The sequence below is a fragment of the Pseudomonas sp. MF08875 genome (genome assembly GCF_059862525.1).
The window spans coordinates 15,794-36,457 of record NZ_JCBCUW010000029.1; the positions used below are offsets into that span (position 1 = coordinate 15,794).

20 protein-coding genes are annotated in these 20,664 nt (G+C 64.5%); 11 read left to right on the plus strand and 9 right to left on the minus strand.

Annotated features, from left to right (window positions below; genetic code table 11):
- Window position 1 precedes the first annotated feature (1 nt).
- The 6 genes from AC19YT_RS17480 (at window position 2) to AC19YT_RS17505 (ending at window position 7,440) form a co-directional block, all read left to right on the plus strand.
- Entirely contained in the window at window positions 2–1,069 is a 1,068-nt protein-coding gene (locus AC19YT_RS17480) for an HlyD family secretion protein (RefSeq protein ID WP_500610708.1), read from the plus strand.
- Window positions 1,066–2,520: an efflux transporter outer membrane subunit gene (locus tag AC19YT_RS17485; RefSeq protein WP_500610709.1), complete on the plus strand. Its 1,455-nt coding sequence runs from the start codon at window positions 1,066–1,068 to the stop codon at window positions 2,518–2,520. The genes AC19YT_RS17480 and AC19YT_RS17485 overlap by 4 nt, the downstream gene beginning before the upstream one ends.
- Window positions 2,521–2,621: 101 nt before the next feature.
- Entirely contained in the window at window positions 2,622–3,191 is a 570-nt protein-coding gene (locus tag AC19YT_RS17490; protein ID WP_500599481.1) for a hypothetical protein, read from the plus strand.
- Between the two features lie 97 nt (window positions 3,192–3,288).
- On the plus strand, window positions 3,289–3,798 hold the full coding sequence (locus AC19YT_RS17495; protein WP_095108624.1) for a sigma-70 family RNA polymerase sigma factor: 510 nt from the start codon (window positions 3,289–3,291) through the stop codon (window positions 3,796–3,798).
- A complete protein-coding gene (locus AC19YT_RS17500) occupies window positions 3,795–4,748 on the plus strand; it encodes a FecR domain-containing protein (protein WP_500610710.1) in 954 nt (317 codons plus the stop codon). The genes AC19YT_RS17495 and AC19YT_RS17500 overlap by 4 nt, the downstream gene beginning before the upstream one ends.
- 223 nt (window positions 4,749–4,971) lie before the next feature.
- A complete protein-coding gene (locus tag AC19YT_RS17505; protein ID WP_095108626.1) occupies window positions 4,972–7,440 on the plus strand; it encodes a TonB-dependent siderophore receptor in 2,469 nt (822 codons plus the stop codon).
- A 181-nt stretch (window positions 7,441–7,621) separates the two neighbouring features.
- Here the strand turns inward: AC19YT_RS17505 and AC19YT_RS17510 are convergent, their stop codons facing one another.
- The 4 genes from AC19YT_RS17510 to nudE form a co-directional block, all read right to left on the minus strand.
- A complete protein-coding gene (locus tag AC19YT_RS17510; RefSeq protein ID WP_500610711.1) occupies window positions 7,622–8,731 on the minus strand; it encodes a hypothetical protein in 1,110 nt (369 codons plus the stop codon).
- Entirely contained in the window at window positions 8,728–10,350 is a 1,623-nt protein-coding gene (locus AC19YT_RS17515) for a hypothetical protein (RefSeq protein ID WP_500610712.1), read from the minus strand. Before AC19YT_RS17515 ends, AC19YT_RS17510 begins: the two co-directional genes overlap by 4 nt.
- 197 nt (window positions 10,351–10,547) lie before the next feature.
- On the minus strand, window positions 10,548–11,384 hold the full coding sequence (gene cysQ, locus AC19YT_RS17520) for a 3'(2'),5'-bisphosphate nucleotidase CysQ (RefSeq protein WP_500599473.1): 837 nt from the start codon (window positions 11,382–11,384) through the stop codon (window positions 10,548–10,550).
- The gene (nudE, locus tag AC19YT_RS17525; RefSeq protein WP_095108630.1) at window positions 11,381–11,947 is read right to left on the minus strand and encodes an ADP compounds hydrolase NudE; all 567 of its coding nucleotides are present in this window, start codon (window positions 11,945–11,947) and stop codon (window positions 11,381–11,383) included. Before nudE ends, cysQ begins: the two co-directional genes overlap by 4 nt.
- Window positions 11,948–12,029: 82 nt before the next feature.
- Here nudE and yrfG point away from each other — a divergent pair, with 82 nt between their 5' ends.
- Complete coding sequence (gene yrfG / locus AC19YT_RS17530) at window positions 12,030–12,692, plus strand: GMP/IMP nucleotidase (RefSeq protein WP_095108631.1); 663 nt, start codon at window positions 12,030–12,032, stop codon at window positions 12,690–12,692.
- A gap of 82 nt (window positions 12,693–12,774) precedes the next feature.
- Here yrfG and lysM read toward each other — a convergent pair whose 3' ends face one another.
- Window positions 12,775–13,224 carry a peptidoglycan-binding protein LysM gene (lysM, locus tag AC19YT_RS17535; RefSeq protein ID WP_095108632.1) on the minus strand — a complete coding sequence of 150 codons (450 nt, stop codon included), beginning with the start codon at window positions 13,222–13,224 and terminating at the stop codon, window positions 12,775–12,777.
- Between the two features lie 150 nt (window positions 13,225–13,374).
- Here lysM and AC19YT_RS17540 point away from each other — a divergent pair, with 150 nt between their 5' ends.
- The 4 genes from AC19YT_RS17540 (at window position 13,375) to AC19YT_RS17555 (ending at window position 18,284) form a co-directional block, all read left to right on the plus strand.
- Window positions 13,375–14,262 carry a LysR family transcriptional regulator gene (locus AC19YT_RS17540; RefSeq protein ID WP_095108633.1) on the plus strand — a complete coding sequence of 296 codons (888 nt, stop codon included), beginning with the start codon at window positions 13,375–13,377 and terminating at the stop codon, window positions 14,260–14,262.
- A 95-nt stretch (window positions 14,263–14,357) separates the two neighbouring features.
- Entirely contained in the window at window positions 14,358–15,197 is an 840-nt protein-coding gene (fdhD, locus tag AC19YT_RS17545; RefSeq protein ID WP_095108634.1) for a formate dehydrogenase accessory sulfurtransferase FdhD, read from the plus strand.
- Window positions 15,194–17,542: an FdhF/YdeP family oxidoreductase gene (locus AC19YT_RS17550; RefSeq protein ID WP_500599471.1), complete on the plus strand. Its 2,349-nt coding sequence runs from the start codon at window positions 15,194–15,196 to the stop codon at window positions 17,540–17,542. The genes fdhD and AC19YT_RS17550 overlap by 4 nt, the downstream gene beginning before the upstream one ends.
- 253 nt (window positions 17,543–17,795) lie before the next feature.
- Window positions 17,796–18,284, plus strand: a complete 489-nt coding sequence (locus AC19YT_RS17555; protein ID WP_095108636.1) for a glycine zipper domain-containing protein — start codon at window positions 17,796–17,798, stop codon at window positions 18,282–18,284.
- A 132-nt stretch (window positions 18,285–18,416) separates the two neighbouring features.
- On the opposite strand, the gene AC19YT_RS17560 is transcribed toward AC19YT_RS17555, so the two are convergent.
- The 4 genes from AC19YT_RS17560 to AC19YT_RS17575 are packed head-to-tail and all read right to left on the minus strand — an operon-like array spanning window position 18,417 to window position 20,664.
- On the minus strand, window positions 18,417–18,848 hold the full coding sequence (locus AC19YT_RS17560; RefSeq protein WP_095108637.1) for an acyl-CoA thioesterase: 432 nt from the start codon (window positions 18,846–18,848) through the stop codon (window positions 18,417–18,419).
- A gap of 55 nt (window positions 18,849–18,903) precedes the next feature.
- Entirely contained in the window at window positions 18,904–19,575 is a 672-nt protein-coding gene (locus AC19YT_RS17565) for a GNAT family N-acetyltransferase (RefSeq protein ID WP_500610713.1), read from the minus strand.
- Window positions 19,576–19,584: 9 nt separating this feature from the next.
- Complete coding sequence (locus AC19YT_RS17570; protein ID WP_095108639.1) at window positions 19,585–20,031, minus strand: GNAT family N-acetyltransferase; 447 nt, start codon at window positions 20,029–20,031, stop codon at window positions 19,585–19,587.
- 9 nt (window positions 20,032–20,040) lie between these two features.
- Window positions 20,041–20,664 carry an FMN-binding negative transcriptional regulator gene (locus AC19YT_RS17575; RefSeq protein ID WP_500610714.1) on the minus strand — a complete coding sequence of 208 codons (624 nt, stop codon included), beginning with the start codon at window positions 20,662–20,664 and terminating at the stop codon, window positions 20,041–20,043.

Here is a 20,664-nt window from a genome sequence, read left to right on the forward strand (position 1 = left end):
TATGACGATTTCCACGAAACACAACATCGCCGCTTCGGCGGCGGTTTTGGCCCTGGGTGCGCTGCTCTACGTGCTGGCCCCCGGCCTGTTCGGCCACGGCACGCGCCAGACCACCAACGACGCCTTCGTTGCTGCCGATTTCACCCTGGTGGCGCCCCGCGTGGCCGGGTTCATCAAGGAAGTGCTGGTGGACGATAACCAGCAGGTCAAGGCCGGGCAGTTGCTGGCCCTGATCGATGACCGCGACCTGCGCGCCGCTGCCCTGGCTGCGGCGGCGCAAACCGAAGTCGCCAGCGCCCAGTTGCAAAACGCCCGCGCCACCCTGGAACGCCAGGCCTCGGTGATCGCCCAGGCCCAGGCGCAAGTGGTGGCCGACCGTGCGCAAATGGCCTTCGCCGAGCATGAGTTGGCGCGCTACAACCACCTCGCCGGGGTGGGCGCGGGCACGGTGCAAAACGCCCAGCAGGCGCGCACGCGCATCGACCAGGCCACCGCGCAACTGGCCCATGCCACGGCGGTGCTGGCCGCCGAACGCAAGCAGGTGGAAATCCTCAGCGCCCAGTGCGACGCCGCCGAAGGTGGCCTCAAACGCGCCCATGCGGCGCTGGAGATGGCCAGTTACGAGCTGTCGTACACGCGCATTGTCGCGCCGGTGGACGGCATGGTCGGCGAACGGGCGGTGCGGGTCGGCGCCTACGTTACGCCGGGCAGCAAGATCCTCGCCGTGGTGCCGCTGGAACAGGCCTATGTGGTGGGCAACTTTCAGGAAACCCAGCTGATTAACGTGGCGCCGGGGCAGGTGGTGCAGGTGCGTGTCGACAGCCTCGACGGCGAGGCCCTCAGCGGCCGCGTGCAGAGCATTGCCCCGGCCACCGGCGTGACTTTCGCGGCGGTTAAACCGGACAACGCCACGGGCAACTTCACCAAAGTGGTGCAGCGCATCCCGGTGAAAATCCTCCTCGACCCCGGCCAACCGCTGGTTGAGCGGCTGCGGGTGGGCATGTCGGTGGAGGCGAGCATCGACACCCACAGCTCGGCCACACAGGTGCGCGAGGTGAGCCAGCGATGAAACGCCTCAATCTTCTGCCGGGCCTGCTGACGTTGGCGATGTTGTCGGCCTGCACGGTGGGCCCGGATTTCCAACGCCCCGAGGCGCCGTCCATCGAACGCTGGAACACCCCACCCACCCCGGCCGCCAGCCAAGCGGTGAGCAGCGCCCTGGCCGAACACTGGTGGGAAGTGTTCCAGGACCCGCAATTGGCCAGCCTGAGCCGCCGCGCCCTGAGCGACAACCTGGACCTGCAACTGGCCAGTAGCCGCTTGCAGCAAAGCCGCGCCGTGCGGCAGGTGACCACCGCCAGCCAGTACCCGTCCACCAGCGCCAACGGCGGCTACGCGCGTAAACGTAACAGTGGCGAAGGCCTGAGCGACCCCTCTGGGCACAACGGCAACAGCGCCTTCAACCTGTGGGAGGGCGGTTTCGCGGCGGCTTGGGAGCTGGACTTCTGGGGCCGCGTACGGCGCGAAACCGAAGCCGCCGACGCGACCCTGGAGGTGGCGCAAAACGACCGTCGCGGGGTGTTGCTCGCCGTGCTGGCCGACACCGCACAGAGCTATATCCAACTGCGTGGCGTGCAGAGCACCCGGGCCGTCACTGAGCAGAACTTGGAAGTGGCCAACCGCAGCCTGATGCTCTCGCGCATGCGCCAGGCCGATGGCGTGGCGACCCAACTGGACGTGGCCGAAGCCGCCGCGCAAGTGGCCGCCATCGAATCGCGCCTGCCGGTGCTGCGCCAGCGCCAGGACCAACTGATAAACGCCCTGAGCCTGTTGCTGGGGGAGGGCCCGCAAGCCCTGCAAGCCGAACTGGCCGCCGCCGCGCCGGTGCCCCAAGCCCCGGCCCAACTGGCCATCGGCTTGCCCTCGCAGTTGGCGCGCCGCCGCCCGGATATCCTCCAGGCCGAAGCGCGGCTGCACGCCGCCACCGCCAGCATCGGCGTGGCCAAGGGCGACTTCTACCCGCGCATCACCCTGTCGGGCAGTTTCGGCTCGCAAGCCATGCAGTTGTCGGATTTCGGCACCTGGGGCTCGCGTCAGTTCGCCATCGGCCCACAGTTCAGCCTGCCGCTGTTCGACGGCGGGCGCCTGCGCGGCATGCTCAAGCTGCGCGAGGCCCAGCAACAGGAAGCGGCGCTGGGCTATCAGCACACCGTGCTGCGGGCCTGGCACGAGATCGACGATCAACTGACGCGCTACAACGCCAGCCAGTTGCAGCGCGAGCACCTGGCCGAAGCGGTCAGCCAGAACCGCATCGCCCTGTTGGCCGCGCAGCAGCAGTATGTCGAAGGGGTGGTGGACTTCATCAACGTGCTCACGGTGCAAAGCGCCTTGCTCGCCATCCAGGAACAACAGGTCGAGAGCCAGGTGAACGTGTCGCTGGCCATGGTCGGGTTGTACAAGGCCTTGGGCGGGGGGTGGGAGTCGGTGTACCCGTTGCAGGCCGAGGAAGCAGCTTTGTAGGGCGCTCGCGTAGGGTTGTTCCTGATTCCCTGCTGCTTCACAAAATGCCCGGATGGCGGGCTTAACATCACGGGCCGTTTCCTTCACGAGCCCTTGTAGCCATGCCTACGATCGACCCCCCCTGTGTCCCACCCCTGGCCGACAGCCCTTGCGCGCCGGCCAGGGCGCGGTTTTTCTACGTCGTCGCACCGAGCAAATTCGTCATCCTGTTTGTGGCGACCTTTGGTTTCTACTTTCCGTACTGGAGCTACAGAAACTGGCGGCGCTACCGCGATACCACTGGCATCAAGGTGATCCCGTGGCTGCGGGCGGTGTTAAACGATTTGTTCATCTATTCGCTGGTAATGAAGATCGATCGCCAGGTGCAACGGCTGGCCGAGCCTCCCCGTTGGCATCCTCGGCTGCTTGCCCTGGCGATCATTCTCACCGCTCTGGGCGGCTCGATTCAGGTCTGGGTGCCCGATAACTTGCTGGGGCTGGCCGCAGGCCTGGGGGTGTTCCTGCTGCAAACTTACTGGTTGCTATGCGTGCAAAAAGCCATCAATGCGGTGGAGGGTGACCCGCAAGGGCAGGCCAATGCCCGGCTCAGCGGCCTCAATAGGCTATGGGTGGCGCTGGGGGGGTGTGTCTGGCTCCTCACCTTGGGTTCGGTGGCGTTAGAGCTGAGGTAAACCAAGCCCTCGCGGCGCCTATGGTAAATGGCCCTTTGCCTGCCCCCATACAAAAGTGTAATGATAATTGCTATCAATCATGTGTGTGGACCCTTCCATGGATGCAACCACTGACGGCAAGGCGCAGTTGCATCGCCTTTACCGTGACCACCATGGCTGGCTGCAAGGCTGGCTGCGCAAGCGCCTGGGCGACCGCGAGCACGCCGCGGATGTGGCCCAGGACACCTTCCTGCGCCTGCTGGTGTCGGGGCGTTTTCCGGGGCACCTGGAAAGCCGCAGCTACCTGACGCAGATCGCCCGCAACCTGGTGATCGACCAGTGGCGGCGCCTGCGCATCGAGCGCGCCTACCTGGAAAGCATCGCCCACCTGCCGGAACCGGAGTCGCCGTCCTTGGAAACCCGTGCCTTGATCCTCGAAACCCTGATGCAGATCGACGCCATGCTCGACCGTATGCCGGAAAAAGTGCGCCAGTCGTTCCTGCTTTCGCAGTTCGAAGGGCTGACCTACGCCGAAGTCGCCGAGCGCCTGGGGGTGACGGTCAGTTCGGTGCAGAAGTACATGATCCGCGCCATCCAGGCCTGCTATCAGGTGGTCTACGAGCAATGAGGGCGCAGCGCGAAGCGCCGATTGCCCCGGCGATCGTCGAGCAGGCCAGCGAATGGCTGATGTTGCACTGGGGCGGTGAGCTGGATGCCGAACAGCGCCAGGCCTTCGCCCGCTGGAAAACCGCCCACCCGGACCACCACCGCGCCTGGGCGCGCCTGCAACAGTTGCAGCAAACCCTGAGCGGGGTGCCCGCCGAAAGCGCCCGGGCGGTGCTGCGCGATGCCCCCGACCAGCAGCGCCGCGCCGCCCTCAAACTGCTCGGCGTGCTGCTGGTGGCGGGCGGCGGCTACGCGGTGCAGGGCAGCCAGCCGTGGCGTAACGCCATGGCTGGCGAGCGCACGGCGGTGGGCGAGGTGCGCCACCTGACCCTGGCCGACGGCACGCGCCTGGACCTCAACAGCGACACGGCGGTGGATTTACGTTACAGCGCCCGCGAGCGGCGTATCACCCTCATCAGTGGCGAAATCCTGCTCAACAGCGGCCACGACGCCACCCGCCCACTGATCGTCGAGACCCAGGCCGGCGACATCCAGGCCCTGGGCACCCGCTTTGCGGTGCGTGATGCGCAGGGCGGTACGCGGGTCGATCTCTATGAAGGCCAATTGCATGTACGCCCGCAACATGCTGCTGCGCAGTACCTCAACGCCGGCGACAGCCTGTGGTTCAACGCCGCCCAGACCGGTGCGGTGCGCGCCGCCGACCTCAATGCCAGCACCTGGAGCCAGGGCCGCCTCACCGCCGAACGCCAGCCGTTGGGGCAGTTTATTGCCGACCTGGCGCGCCATCGCCCGGGCTGGCTGCGCTGTGACGCCGCCGTGGCTGGGCTGCTGCTCACCGGCGTATTTCCCCTCGACGACAGCGACGCCATCCTCGCCGCGCTGGAGCAATCGCTACCGGTGCGGGTAGAAGCCGTGACGCGGTATTGGGTGACGGTCAAGGCGCGAGGGTGAGCAAGCGGGCTTGCCCGCGTTGGGGTGCGAAGCGGTCCAAACATCGGTGTGGCGGCCAAGAAAAAGCTTAGGGTTGCTGCGTCCCCCCAGCCCGGGCAAGCCCGCCTGCTACGGGCCCTGCACGCCTTCAAAAAAAATTTCCCAGCGCCTTGTCGGTTTTGCCGAGTTATCCGGGATACCTCTTGAAAGCAAATCAAGAAGCATTCTCATGGGGAGTTCTGGAATGCCACACCGCCCGACGTCGTCTCGTACATTGTCCCGCCACCTGCGCCGTGGGCTGTTTGTCAGCCTGCTGGCCGCCGTGCCGCTGGCGTCCACCCTGGCCGTGGCCGCGTCGGCCCAGGCCGGGGAGGCGCGCCAATACAACATCCCGGCGGGTAACCTCGACCAGGCCCTGAACCGCTTTGCCAGCACGGCGGGCATTTTGCTGTCGGTGGACGCGCAATTGACCGCCGGCAAGCGCAGCCCCGGCCTGCAAGGGCGCTACGACACGGCCCAGGGCCTGGAGCAATTGTTGGCCGGCAGTGGCCTGCTGGCGCTCGAATCCCAAGGCAGTTGGTCGCTGCAAGCCGTGCCCCAGAGCGGTTCGCTGCAACTGGGCGCCACCCGTATCAACGCCGCCGAGGCCGCGGAAAGTGCCTGGGGCCCGGTCGAAGGCATCGTCGCCAAGCGCAGCGCCACCGGCAGCAAGACCGACGCCGCGCTGACGGAAATCCCCCAGACCATCAACGTCGTTACCGCCGCCGAGATCAAGTCCCGGGGCGCGCAAAGCATCGTCGAAGCCCTGCGCTATACGCCCGGCATCACCGGCGGTGGCTTTGACGACCGGGTGAAGTTCTTCGACGAACCGACTTCGCGCGGTATTTCTCCTACACCTCTTTACCTCGACGGCTTGCACCTGCCCTACGGCGGCGGCAGCACCGGTGGTGCGTTGCAGATCGAACCCTATTCCCTGGAGCGCATCGAGGTGCTCAAGGGGCCGGCCTCGGTGCTCTACGGGCAGAACCAGCCTGGCGGCATCGTCAACATGGTCAGCAAACGCCCAACCGAAACCGCCGTGCGCCAAGTGGTGTTGGAGGCAGGCAGCTACGACCATAAAAGCGTCGCCGTTGACCTCGGTGGGCCGCTGGACGAGGAGGGCAAGTTCCTCTATCGCCTGACCGGCCTGGCCAACGACTCCAATGGCGAGATCGACTACTTCGAGCAGAAGCGCCAGTTCCTCGCCCCCAGCTTTACCTGGAACGCCAGCGACGACACGCGCCTGACCGTGTTCGCCCAGTACCAGAAGGACGACGGCGTGCCCGAGGCCCAGGGCCTGCCGGCCTCCGGCACCCTGTTCCACAACCCCAACGGCAAGATCGACCGCGACGTGTTCATCGGCGAGCCGGGCATCAACAAGTACAACCGCGAGCAGTACGTGCTGGGCTACGAGTTGTCCCATCGCCTCAACGACGTCTGGACCCTCAAGCAAAACGCCCGTTACGCCACGGTCGACGACCACTACCGCGCGCCGTTGCACGGCTACCGCTTCGTCACCAACCCCCTCACCGGGGCCAACGACCAGCGTTACCAATCGCGCTTCGGGGTCAACTGGAAGCAGGAAAACCAGGTGTTTGGCGTGGACAACATCGCCCAGGCCGAATTCGACACCGGCGCCCTGAACCACACCGTGATCCTGGGCGTGGACTACTACCACTCCAACTCCGACTTCCACGGTTTGTATGACCGCAACGGCGCGGCCATCGACCTGTTCACCCCCACCTACGGCCAACGCATGAACTGGAGCGGGCCGCAGAGTTGGGACCGCACCATCGACCAGACCGGCTTCTACGCCCAGGACCAGATCAAGCTCGACCGTTGGGTGTTCGTCATCGGCGGGCGCTACGACCTGGCCAAGGGCGACAACTACCAGACCCTGTCGGCGGTGGAAACTCACTCCACCACCCGCGACGAAAAATTCAGCGGCCGGGGCGGCATCGTCTACCTGTTCGATAACGGCATCGCGCCGTTTGTCAGCTACAGCGAATCCTTCCTGCCGCAACTGGGCACTGGCGTGGGCGAAAAACCCTTTGAGCCGACCACCGGCAAGCAATACGAAGCGGGCGTGAAGTACCAACCACCGGGGCAGAACAGCTTCGTGCAGATCTCGGCCTACCAGATCGACCAGGAAAACATGCTCACCCCAGACCTGGCCAACCCCGGCCATAGCAAACAGGTCGGCGCGCTGCGTTCCAAGGGCATCGAGCTGGAAGCCAAGGGCGAAATCAGCGAAGCCTTCAACGTGATCGCCTCGGTGTCGCGCAACGACGTCAAGTACACCAAGGACAACGACGGCCGCGAAGGCCGCCACCCGGCCAACCGCCCACCCGTGACCGCCGCGTTGTGGCTTAACTACACCCTGCTGGGCGACACCCCATTGGCCGGCCTGGGCGCGGGCATCGGCGCACGCTACGTGCGCGGTAACTACGGCGACGACTACGACGGCGCGTTCCAGATCCCGTCCTACACCGTCTACGACGCCAACATGAGCTACGACCTGAGCCAATCGCCGCTCAAACTCAAAGGCGTGAAACTGGGCCTGACCGTGCAAAACCTGGGCGACAAAACCTACGTCGCCAGTTGCGGGAGTTCGGTGGACTGCTACTACGGCGAAGGCCGCACCGTGGTGTCGAACTTGACGTATGACTGGTAAGGGCCACCCGCGCCGGGCGTGATGGCGGGCGCCTTGCCCGTGGCAACCCGTAACGCAAACTGACGCGCCTGGGGCACCTCGTGGTTGACCAGGCGCCGCCTCCAGCCAACGGGGCGGGTGGCGGGTGTTTGAATTCGGGGCAGTGCAGGCCAGGCGGGTTCGCCTGGCCTGCATTTAACGATCAAAGTGCTGGCCTGGACTGGTCCGGGCTCCAGAGCCAGAAGGTGTAGCCGTAGTCGCCTTCCAGCTTGGGAAAAATTGCGCCATCACGGAAATACTGCCGCGAACCTTCACGGGCGGGGCTGAACCACCAACCGGCGTGGGGGCACGGCTCGCCGCTGGCTTTGCGCGGCGGGTGCTGCGGCTCGCTGCCGGGCGCGTCGGCCATGGCGTCGGGGTCGCTGTCTTCAAACTCGCCTTCGAGAAGTTCGACGAAGTACCATTTGCAGGGGCGTTCGGTGAAAGAGTGAACTTGTACTCGGGTACGAGCGTAGAAGTACGACTCTTTAAAGACGCCTTTATAGGGCGATTGCTCAATGAACCTTGCAAGCCCGTTTTCATCGCCCCACAAGCCTGCGCGTCCCAAGGTTTTCAAAGCGTCCAGGCCTATATCATTGAATGTTTTACATTCTTTCAGTGTTTTCCACATACCTTCGCCGCCTCCGGTCCAGGCAAATTGCAGGGCACCCAGAGGATCATCCTGAGAGACATAGACACCGGTACGTGGCGGAACTTTCCCGGTTTCACCTTCAATATTCATATGCACTTTAAATTTCGGCAAGCGCGCAAAGTGCCCTTTAACTTGCTGCCAAATAACCCAAAAAATCACATCGTTCCAGCCCCGTTCCATGACACCGTCAATCTTAAAACCGTAGGAAAACACCTCGTTGGCCCGCTCGCGAAAAGCTTTCTCCTGTTCTGCAGTGGCCCATTGCATTGAAAACTCACCCAGCATATGGGCGCATTGATTGGTTCCCGTGATGCCGTAGCACTGGTCGGCGCGTTTGGCCATATGCCACATTGTGCTTTGCCTGTAGGCAATCAAGGCCGGAAAACCGCCGGTGCTCCAGTTGGCTGCGGTATCGCGTACACCCCAGCGTTCGCTGACCATCAGGGGGTCGAGAATCGAACGGCGTTCTAAAAGCATCTCGGCCATGACGATCAACTCTTCGATCTTCGGCAACAACGCGTCCAAGTAACTTTGCGACGAGTAGTAATAGAGCATGGCTGCCTGGCGTTTTTGCCAAAGCGACAGGTGATAAGTCGGGGTCATCGGATAAAGCGGATTCATTTTTTAAACTCCGTTACTTGGCCGGGTAAGTTGGGCAGGCCGAGACGCACGTTATTAAGTTGGGTATCAAAGTCGGTCATGCCCCAGGCGGTATCAAAGGGGCCGCTGATGGCGGGGTGATTGATTTTTTCGCGCAGGCACTCATAGAACTCCTGCTCTTGTGGCGACAGGTTCTTGTAACGCTCGTAGTTCATGTCCGGGGCAGGCTCCATGCGACCGGTCTGGCGATCCACGCGGTAGTAGGTCAGGGTGTCGAAGGCTTCAGCGGTGCTTTCGCCCGCGCTATTACGGATGAACTTGGAGTCGAACTTGATTTGTTCCCAGCCGCCTTCCAGATAGCGGTCACCTAGTTCCATTTCCCCATCCTTGACTTGGGACGCCGCGGGGCCTTTCCAGACCTTGAGGGTTTCCCCGGCCTTGAGTTCGTACACCACGAACTGGCCATTGACGTTCCAGTCCGGCCACACGGCCAGGTACTTGCGCCAGGCAGACTTGGGGTTGGCTGAATCCATGATTTGCTTGAACACGGCTTCCGTGACCCAGTCCTGGGCGCTGGCGACACTGCCGGGGCCTATGATGCGGTAAAGGCGTAGGGGGCCTTTGAGTTCAGCCGCCACCATGCCTTCGGCGAAGGTTCTCATCTGCTTGTCATCGAGGCGCGGAAAGCCCAGGGCGGCTCTTTTGTTTACCTCGTCTATGTAAAGGTCCGGGTTCAACGGCTTAAACAGCCCCGGCTCCCCCCGACTCAACCACCCCGGCAACGGCTTCGCATCCCGCATCAATTTCACCGCCCGCGCCTCGGGCAATCCGCCGTGAAAGTGCACATTCACCGTGTTCAGGATCGCCCGATGCTGCATCAGGTCTTCCATCTCCAACCGGCGGATCACGATGTCGAGGGCGTCGCGTATCGGTTGCAGGGCTTTGCCGATATGGGCATTGGCTTGCAAACGCACGGCCTTGACCATGTTCAGGGTTTGCTCGGCCTTGGCGGCGGCCCCGGGGACGTATTTGACTTTGCCCAGCAAAGTGTTGAGCAGGGCAATGCCCCGGTCGAAGGCGTGCAGCAACCTCAAGACGTCTATTTGGTTGCGCACCTTTTTGATGGCGTCAGCCAGTGTCTGGAATACCTGGCCCCATTTCATGCCACGCCAGTACTTCACCACTTCCTTTTTACGCAGCAGGGTGATGACCCAGGTCATCGCCTCGTCCACGGCCTGCTCCACGGCATGGCCACCGGAGCGGCGGATGAACAGGAAGAAGATCTTCAGCACACCCTTGACCAGGGAACCGAGCACCGGAAACAGGCCGATCAGGGTCAGGCACAGGCCGACCCAGGCCCAGGTGTTGCTGTGGTCTTTTTGCAGTTCGCGGCAGTTGGCGACCAAGTCGCGCATGTCGCAGACCTGGTCCACCAAGGGCACCATGGAGACCGCCGCGTCGAAGGCGATTTGCCCGGTGCTGCGGTCTTGGTTGAAGTCCCCCTGGATCGCCTCCCACACCCAAAGGGCGGTATCGACACTGGCGTCGAAGAGTTTTTCCGGGGCACCGGTGATGTACGCCAGGGCGACGCGCATGTTGTCGGCGGGGACAGCGGTGTCTGGGGGAGAGGATGGCGGCATGGCACGCACTCGCGCAGGACAAAACGCGATGCTAGCGAGGCAATTTATTGCGCGAAATCAGACCAAACGGACGCGATTGGTGGGAATCGGCCTACGACAATTCGTAACGCTGGCCGTGGTTATTGCGAGCAGGCTCGTACACAAGGGGCCCTTGGCGATGAGTACAAGGGTGAAAGCCTCCAGGGCCCCAGGCTGAGCTACTCCCCCCGTGCCAACGCCAACAACTGCTCGCGCCACCGCGCGTTGGCCGGCAGGGCCAGGAAGGAGCCGTTGAGCAGGGTGGCACGGGCCGGGTAGCAGAAGGGCGCGCCGTCGAGGTCGAGCACTTCACCGCCCGCGCCTTCGAGCACGCCTTGGGCGGCGGCGGTGTCCCATTGCGAGGTGGGCGCCAGGCGCGGATAGCAATCGGCCGCGCCTTCGGCCAGCAGGCAGAATTTCAGCGAGCTACCGATATTGGCCAGGTGCAGTTCACCCAGGCTGGCGCCCAGGCCTGCGAGCAGGCGTTCCTGCTCGGGGCTGGAGTGGCGGCGGCTGGCGACCACGGTGAACGGCTGTGCGGGCGGTGGTGTGTCGCGTACCCGGATCGGTTGCGCCTCGGCGCCCGGTTCTGCACGCCAGGCGCCTAGGCCCGTACCGCCGAAGTAGCAGCGGCCGTTGCTGGGCATCGACACCACGCCAAACACCACGCGGCCCTGTTCGATCAGGGCGATGTTGACGGTGAATTCCTCGCTGCCGCTGATGAACTCCTTGGTGCCGTCCAACGGGTCCACCAGCCACCAGCGCTGCCACGTGGCGCGCACGTTTTGGGGGATATCGGCGTCCTCTTCGGACAGCACCGGGATGCTTGGGTCCAGCGCCGTCAGGCCGGCGAGGATCAGGTGATGGGCGGCGAGGTCGGCGGCGGTTACCGGCGAGTCATCGGCCTTGGCGGTAACGGCCACATCGGCACGCCAGAACGGCAGGATCGCTTCGCCCGCCTGGTGCGCGAGCTCAATCACCGGGGCCAGCAACGGGTGGGGGAAATGTGGGCTCATGGCTGGAACACTCCGCGTTCGATCAGCAGGTCGCGGGCCAGGTACAGCGCGGCGAGGGCGCGGCCTTCGGTGAAGTCGGGGTTTTGCGCCAGGGCCGAGAGTTCGCGCAGGTTGACCCGGTCAACGCGCATCGGCTCCGGCTCGTCGCCTTCGAGGCGCTCGGGGTACAACTCGGTGGCCAGTACCACCTGGATTTTCTGGCTCATGTAGCCGGGCGACAGCGACAGCTCGGTCAGGTGCTCCAGTTGATGGGCGCCAAAACCGGCCTCTTCCTTCAACTCGCGCACCGCAGCGGCGAGGATGTCTTCGCCCGGCTCGATCAGGCCCTTGGGCAGCGACAATTCGTACTCGCCCGTGCCGCCGCAGTACTCCTCCACTAGCACCGCGTGCTCGTCGTCCACCATTGCCACGATCATCACCGCGCCATACCCGACCCCTTTGCTGACCAGCCGCTCATAGGTGCGTTCCACGCCGTTGGAGAAGCGCAACTGCAACTCTTCGACGCAAAACAGGCGGGTGGTGGCGACGACTTCGCGGGCGAGGACGGTGGGTTTCTGGCGCATGGCGGCTCCTATACATGAACGCGGTACTATACCCCGGCTTTTGTGAATGTCTGTGCCCCGTCTACCGTGCGAGAACCTCCCCATGCCCTTATTGCCCTGGCGCGACATCGATACCGTTCTGCTGGATATGGACGGCACGCTGTTGGACCTGCACTACGACAACCACTTTTGGATGGAACACCTGCCCGAGCGCTACGCCCAGCTGCATGGTGTGAGCCGGGCCATGGCCGAGTTGGAGTTGCAGCCGTTGTTCGAGCGCAACGCCGGGCAGTTGCAGTGGTATTGCCTGGATTTTTGGAGTGCGGAACTGAAACTGCCGGTGCGCGAACTGAAGCTGGAAACTGCCCACCTGATCGCCCTGCGCCCGGACGCCGACACCTTCCTGGCGGCCCTGCGCCGGGCCGGCAAGCGTGTGGTGCTGATTACCAACGCGCACCGCGACTCGCTGTCGCTGAAGCTGGAAAAGGTCGAGCTGGCGCCGTATTTCGAGCGGCTTATCAGCTCCCACGACTACGGCTTCGCCAAGGAGAGCCCGCACTTTTGGGATGCTTTGCACGCCGACATCGGTTTTGACCCGGCCCGCAGCCTGTTTATCGACGACACCTTGCCCATTCTGCGCAGTGCTCGGGACTACGGCGTGGCGCACTTGCTGGCGGTCAGCCAACCCGACAGCCGCAAAGGCCCCAAGGACACCGCCGAGTTCGCGGCGGTGGGGGATTATCGGGAATTGATCGAGGGTTTGTAGGCCGCAAGGGCCTAGCCAAAAACACTGTGGGAGCAGGCCCGCTCCCACAGGTTCAGATCTGCTTCAAGTGCAGGTTTATGCCTTACTGCGGCGGAATCCGCAGGCTCTGGCCCGGGTAGATTTTGTCCGGGTGCGAGAGCATCGGTTTGTTGGCTTCGAAGATTTTGTTGTAGAGGTTGGCGTCGCCGTAAACGGTCTTGGAGATCGCGCTCAGGGTGTCGCCTTTTTTCACCACGACGAAACGGGTGGCGGCCACGATGGGGGCGGCGCTGGTGACGGTGATCTGGTCATCGACCGTTTCCACGCCGGCAATGTTGCCCACGGCCAGCAGGACTTTCTCTTTCTCTTCCTGGGTGGCGACTTCGCCGGTGAGGGTGACGGTGCTGCCATCGACCTCAGCGTGCACGTTAGGGTTGCCCAGCCCGACCTTGCTGATGTGCTCTTTCAACTGCTCGCTGGCGTTGGCATTGCCGGGGGTCAGCAGGTCGATCAGTTTTTCGCCGGCTTCTTTCACAAAGCTGAAAAGACTCATGGTCACGCTCCTTAGGTTGAGGTCCGGGGTTGTTGCCCAGTCGCAGAAGACTAGACCAGCGGCGCGGGGCTAAGTTGCGATCCGACCAAATGCCTCGCTCACCTCCCAAGCGCGCTAGAATCCCCGGCCACTCGCGCCCAGGAAGTGAAGATGGACATCAAGCAGCTCAAATTCCTCATCGCCCTCGACGAAACCCGGCATTTCGGCCAGGCCGCAGCGCGGTGCCATATCACCCAGCCCACCCTGTCGATGCGCCTGCGCAGCCTGGAAGAAGAATTGGAGCTGCCGCTGGTCAATCGCGGCCAGCGCTTTGAAGGCTTTACCGCGCCGGGCGAGCGCGTGCTGGCCTGGGCGCGCACGGTGCTGGCGGCCTACGACGGTTTGCAGGCCGAGGCGGCGGCGTGTCGCGGCAACCTGGTGGGCACCTTGCGCCTGGGCGTGGTGCCGCTGTCGAGCTTCGACCCGCTATCGCTGATGCAGCGCCTGCACGCCGAGCACCCGAGCTTGCGTTTCGAGCTGTCGGCCTTGAGCTCGGAGCAGATCCTGGAGCAACTGGCGAGCAATCGCCTGGACCTGGGCGTGTCGTACCTCGAGCGCCTGGATACCGAGCGTTTCGATGCGCTGGCCCTGGGCGAAACCCGCATGGGCCTGCTTTACGATCAGCGGTTTTTCAGCTTCGGCGAAGCGCCGCTGAGCTGGGAAGCGCTGATCGAACTGCCCCTGGGCATGCTCACCAGCGGCATGCACTTTCGCCAATCCATCGACCACAACTTCCACAGCCGTGGCCTCAACCCGCAGCCGCTGCTGCAAACCGACGCCGTCCATCAGTTGCTGCAAGCGGTACACGGTGGCCTGTGTTGCGCAGTGATGCCGCTGGACGGCGGCCTCGAAGCGCTGACCGACCACCTGCGCCTGCAACCGATCGAACAGGCCAAGACCCTGGCGCGCCTGGGCCTGATTATGCGGCGCGGGGCGCCACGCTCGGCGTTGGCGGAAGCCTGTTTTGCGCTTTACGGGAAATCGGACGAGGCTGTTTGATCGACCGGATCTATCGGCACATCGGTAGTAGCAATTAGACGCGACACTTTGACGCGCCTAGGCTTACCGCTACTTAACCTGCCGGTACGCCCCCCATGAACGCCAAGCGCCCGGTTTGCGCGGCGCCCGCCCTGCCTGTGGCCGCGCCCGCCGCCAGCCAGCCCTACCAGTACAGCGACATTACCCAACACCACCAGGCCGGCACCGACCTGGCCGAAGAAGTGGCGCTGGCCATCGCCTACAACGGCATCAGCCAGGCCGTGATGCTGGTCACGCCCACCGACCTTGAAGACTTTATCGTCGGTTTCAGCCTCGGCAGCGGCATCGTCGAAGACGTTCACGACATCTATGACCTGCAACTGAGCGGCGACGGCTCCGCCCGCTACGCCCAGGTGCAGATCGCCAGCCGTGCCTTCTGGAACCTCAAGCAACAACGCCGGCAATTGGCCGGCACCAGCGGTTGCGGCCTGTGCGGCGTGGAAGCGGTCGAGCAGGCGCTGCCCGACCTCGCCGTGCTGCCCGGCGCACCGTTGCCACCGGCCCATTGGCTTGAAGGCTTGCGCCAACGCATCGGCCAATTCCAGCCCCTGGGCCAGCACTGCGGCGCGGTGCACGCGGCGGTGTTCATGGACGGCCAGGGCCAGTTGCTGTTGGGCCGCGAAGACATCGGCCGGCACAACGCCCTGGACAAACTTATCGGCGCCTTGGTGCGCCAGAACATTCCCATGGCCGGGGGGCTGGCGATTGTCACCAGCCGCTGCAGCCTGGAATTGATCCAAAAAGTGCTGCGCGCGGGCATCCAAACCCTCGTCAGCCTGTCGTCGCCCACAGGCCTTGCCGTGCAATGGGCGCGCCGACATCAGCTCAACCTCATCCATTTGCCGCAAAAAAGCGCACCGCGGGTGTATAGCCCCGCGCAGGAGACGCCCGCGTGAGCAATCATCATCAAGCCGATATTCCCCCCACCCCGCGCTACAAGCCCTACAAGGGTGCCGCCGGCGGCTGGGGCGCGTTGGTCAGCGTGGCGCAAGCCTGGTTGACCAGCGACAACGCCCTGAAAAACCTGCGCATGATGCTCAAGACCAACCAGAACGGCGGTTTCGACTGCCCCGGTTGCGCCTGGGGCGACTCGCCGGAAAGCGGCGTGGTCAAGTTCTGCGAAAACGGCGCCAAAGCCGTCAACTGGGAAGCCACCAAGCGTCGGGTCGATGCCGCGTTCTTCGCCAAACACAGCGTCAGCGCCTTGCTGGAGCAGAGCGACTATTGGCTTGAATACCAGGGCCGCCTCACCGAGCCGATGCGCTACGACGCCGCCACCGACCGCTACGTGCCCATCACCTGGGACGCGGCGTTCGCCCTGATCGGCAAGCACCTGCTCAACCTCGACAGCCCCAACCAGGCCGAGTTCTACACCTCGGGCCGGGCCAGTAACGAGGCGGCGTACCTCTACCAGTTGTTCGTGCGTGCCTTTGGCACCAACAACTTCCCGGACTGCTCCAACATGTGCCACGAGGCCAGCGGCGTGGCCCTGGCGCAGAGTGTCGGGGTGGGCAAGGGCACGGTGACCTTCGATGACTTCGAGCACGCCGACGCGATTTTCGTCCTGGGGCAAAACCCCGGCACCAACCACCCGCGCATGCTCGAACCGCTGCGCGAAGCGGTGAAGCGCGGCGCCCAGGTGGTGTGCGTCAACCCGCTCAAGGAGCGCGGCCTGGAACGCTTCCAGCACCCGCAGCACCCCATCGAGATGCTGACCAACGGCGACAAGCCCACCAACACCGCCTACTTTCGCCCGGCGTTGGGCGGCGACATGGCGCTGCTGCGCGGCATGGCCAAGTTCCTCCTGCAATGGGAGCGCGAGGCGCAGTTGGCCAACGCCCCGGCGGTGCTCGACCACGACTTTCTCAACGCCCACACCGCCGGCGTGCTGGAGTACCTGGCGGTGGTCGATGCCACGTCCTGGGAGGCGATTGTCGAGCAGTCCGGCCTGAGCCTGGCGGACATCGAGCAAGCGGCGCGCATGTACGCCAAAGGCAAGAACGTGATTATGTGCTGGGCCATGGGCATCACCCAGCACCGCCATTCGGTGCCGACCATCCAGGAAATCGCCAACCTCATGCTTGTGCGCGGCAACCTCGGCCGCCCGGGCGCGGGCCTGTGCCCGGTGCGCGGCCACAGCAACGTGCAGGGCGACCGCACCATGGGCATCAACGAGCGCCCGCCGGCGTTCTTTCTCGATGCCCTGGAGCGGCGCTTTGAGTTCAAGGTGCCGCGGCAACATGGCCACAACGTGGTCGAAGCCATCCACGCCATGCTCGATGGCCGCGCCAAGGTGTTTATCGGCCTGGGCGGCAACTTCGCCCAAGCCACGCCGGACAGCCCGCGCACCTTCCAGGCCCTGGGCAATTGCGATTTGACAGTGCAGATCAGTACCAAGCTCAACCGCAGCCATCTGGCCCACGGCAAGGAGGCGCTGATTTTGCCGTGCCTGGGCCGTACCGATATCGACGTGCAGGCCCAAGGCCCGCAAGCGGTGACGGTGGAAGACTCGTTCAGCATGGTCCACGCCTCCAACGGCCAGTTGCAGCCGCTTTCAGCGCAGATGCGCTCGGAACCGGCGATCGTCGCCGGCATCGCCGCCGCCACGCTGGGCGCCCACCCGGTGGACTGGAATTGGTTGGTGGCCGACTACGGGCGCATCCGCGACCTGATCGCCGACACCATCCCAGGCTTCAAGGACTTCAACGAGCGGGTGCGCAACCCCGGTGGCTTCTACCTGGGCAACTCGGCCGGCGCGCGGCGCTGGAACACCCCGTCGGGGCGCGCCAACTTCCGCGCCAACGCCTTGCCGCTCGACTTGGTGGACGAACGTACCCGCGCCACGGGGGTGCTGCCGGACCTCATCATGCAGTCGATGCGCTCTCACGATCAGTACAACACCACCATTTATGGCCTGGACGACCGCTATCGCGGGGTCAAGGGCCAGCGCAAGGTGCTGTTCGTCAACGAAGCCGACATCATCCGCCTAGGCTTCAAGCCGGGGCAGAAGGCCGACATCGTGTCGATCTGGAACGATGGCCGCGAACGCCGGGTCAAGGGTTTTACCCTGTTGGCCTTCGACATCCCCGCCGGGCAGGCCGCTGCGTATTACCCGGAAGTGAACCCGTTGGTGCCCCTGGAAAGCACCGGCGACGGCAGCCACACCCCCACCTCGAAATTCGTCGCCATCCGTTTGGAAGCGGCGAGCGAGACGGGGTTGATAATGGCCAGGTCGGCTTAGGCGAGGGGAGGCGGCGGGTGATGGCGCTCTCAGGATCGCCATCGCGGGCGAGCCCGCTCCCACAAAAAAGGCCGCTTCCTGTAGGAAAGCGGCCTGTCGCAAGCAGTAAAAGACCGACTGAAAAGTATTAAGTTCCATAGTTAAAACAATAACTTAGTGAATTGTGTACAAGTCGTGCTACTCGTCGGATTTCGATTGTAAGCCCCCCGCCACAGCCTCAGGATCGCGCCGTCATTCCCTTGAGGTTTCCCTGATGAAGTTCTCCTCGATTCTCTTGTTGTCCCTTAGCCTGGCCAGTGGCGTCGCCGCTGCCGGTGGCACCACCGAAGCAGGCGTGGGCGGCGCATTGGGCGGGGTTTTAGGCTCGGTGGTCGGTCAGTCTTTGGGCGGCAACACCGGTTCGACCATCGGCGCGGCGCTGGGTGGCGCGGGCGGTAGTGCGGTGGGTGCGGACAAACGCAGCCGCGGCGAAGCGGCCATTGGCGGCGCCCTGGGCGCGGCTGGCGGCAACGTGGTTGGGCGCAGCGTAGGTGGCAGCACCGGCAGCCTGATCGGCGCAGCCGCTGGCGGCGGCGCGGGCGGTGCGTTGGGCAACTACATGGGCAACAAAAGCGATGACGACGACCGCCGCCACAGCAGCAGCCGTGGCCGTGATGACCGCCGTTACTACCGCGACGACCACCCCGGCCGCGGCCACGCCTATGGCCATCGCAAGCACAAGAAGCACGATCGTCATCGTTGAGTGCATAACTGCCTGCCACACCCTTGTGGGAGCGAGCCTTGCTCGCGATGGCGGTGTTTCATGACGGCCTGATAGGCCGCCATCGCGAGCAGGCTCGCTCCCACCGGGGGGCGCCATGCCCCTCCTTAACAATCACCCCACCAACCGCTCCATCGCTTCGCGCAGGCGCGCCGGGATGGGCACCGGTTGGTTGCTGGCGCGGTCGACGAACACGTGGACAAAGCGCCCCGCCGCGCAGGCGTCGGTTTCGCCGGCCTTGAACACGGCCAATTCGTATTGCACTGAGCTGTTGCCCAACTTGCCCACCCGCAGGCCAACCTCGATGGGCTCGGGGAAGGCGATGGAGGCAAAGTAGTCGCAGGCCGAACTCACCACAAAGCCCACCACCTCACCGTCATGGATATCCAGCCCGCCCACTTCGATCAGGTAGGTGTTCACGGCCGTGTCGAAAAAGCTGTAGTAGGTGACGTTGTTCACATGGCCATAGGCATCGTTGTCGTGCCAGCGCGTGGTGATGGGCTGGAAGTGGCGGTAGTCGGCGCGTTGCGGCATGGAGTCGGGCATGGGCGTCTCGGCGAGGGAAGGTGGCCCAGCACATTCGCCGATTGCCCCGCGCAACTCAAGCGCGGCACTGCACCAGGGTCTGGCGTTGCCCGCCGTCGACCTGGTTGGCGTCCGCCAGCCAGCGCTCAAACCCGGCCCTTACCGTTGGCCATTCGCCGTCGATGATCGAGTACCACGCGGTGTCGCGGTTTTGCCCCTTGACCACCATGTGTTGGCGGAACACCCCCTCGAAGGTGAAGCCCAGGCGTTCGGCAGCCTGTTTGGAGCGGGCGTTGGCGTTGTTGCACTTCCATTCCAGGCGCCGGTAGCCCAGGGCGAAGGCCTCGCGGGCCAGCAGGTAGACCGCCTCGGTGCTCTTGGGCGAGCGCTGCATCGGCGCGCCGAAGGCGACGTGACCGATCTCGATGCGGCCCTGGGCCGGGACGATGGACATCAGGCTTAACAGGCCCTGCGCCTGGCCACTGGCGCGCTCGACCACGGCGAAGCTGTACGGCTCGCTGCCCGCCGCGTGGTTGGCCAGCCAGGCATCGAACGCCGCGCGCTCGGCAAACGGGCCGTAAGGCAGGTAGTCCCACAGTTTCGGGTCGGCGCCGGGGCCTTGCAGGGCGCGCCACAGGTCATCGCCATGGCGCGGGGGGTCGAGTTTTTCCAGGCGGATAAAACGCCCATCCAACAGTTGGGCCGAGGGCGGCGGGGCGCCCTTGAAGTCAGCGGGTGAAGTGCTCATGCAACTCTCCTAGAGGGCGTGGCGGAACTGGATAAAGCCTGGGCGCTCGGCCATGCGTTCGTACAGCGCGATGGCGGTGGCGTTGCTCTCGTGGGTCAGCCAGTGAACCTTGGCGCAGCCTGCCGCGGCCGCCGTGGCGTAGACATGCTCGATCATCTGGCGGCCCACGCCGGTGCCGCGGGCGGCGGCGCTGACGAACAGGTCTTGCAGGTAGCACGAGTTGCCGATGCTCCAGTTGGAGCGATGGTAGATGAAGTGCACCAGCGCCAGTGCCTGCCCGTCGCGCCAGGCGAGGGCGGCGTGGGTCGGCTCGGCGGGGTCGAGCATACGCTGCCAGGTGCTGTGCATGACGGCCTCTTCGAGTTCGGTGTTGTAGAACTGCAAATAGGCCTGCCACAGGGGTAGCCACGCGGCGTGGTCGGCGGCGGTGACGGGGCGGATCTCAATGGGATGCATGTTGGCTCCTTAACGCATCAGGTGGGCGAGGCTGTGGTCACGTACATCGGTGCTGGCGCCTAGGCCTTCACGCACGCCGGCGATGTCGGCCGCGCTGCGCTGTTGGCCAAGCTTGCGCAGGCCCTTGAGGCGCTGGATGGGCAGGGCGAAACCGACGATGGCCTTGAGCATGCCATCGATGTACTCGGGCGGCGCGTCGCTTACCGCCCAGGGCTGGGCGCGGCCGCGTTCGTGGTGGTCGGTGAGGCGGCTGACCAGCGCCAGTAAACCGTGGCGGTCGCTGAACAGCTTGGCCTGGCCATGGGCGTGCACGGCGGTGAAGTTCCAGGTGGGCACCACTTTGCCGTGCTCGGCCTTGCTCGGGTAGAACGAGGGGCTGATGTAGGCGTCGGCACCGGGGAAGACCACCAGCACCGGGGTGCCAGCGGCCAGGTCGCGGCTTTGCGGGTTGGCCTTGGCCAGGTGCCCGTGCAGCGTGCCGTGCTCGCCTTGGCTGGGCTCGAACAGCAGCGGCACATGGCTGGCGTGCAGGCCTTGCTCGCCGTGGGTGATGACGATCGCCAGGCGTGTGTCGTGGATGTGCTGGTGCAGGTGCGCCAGGTCGAACTCGGCGGCGTCGGGAGGCGTGGTCAT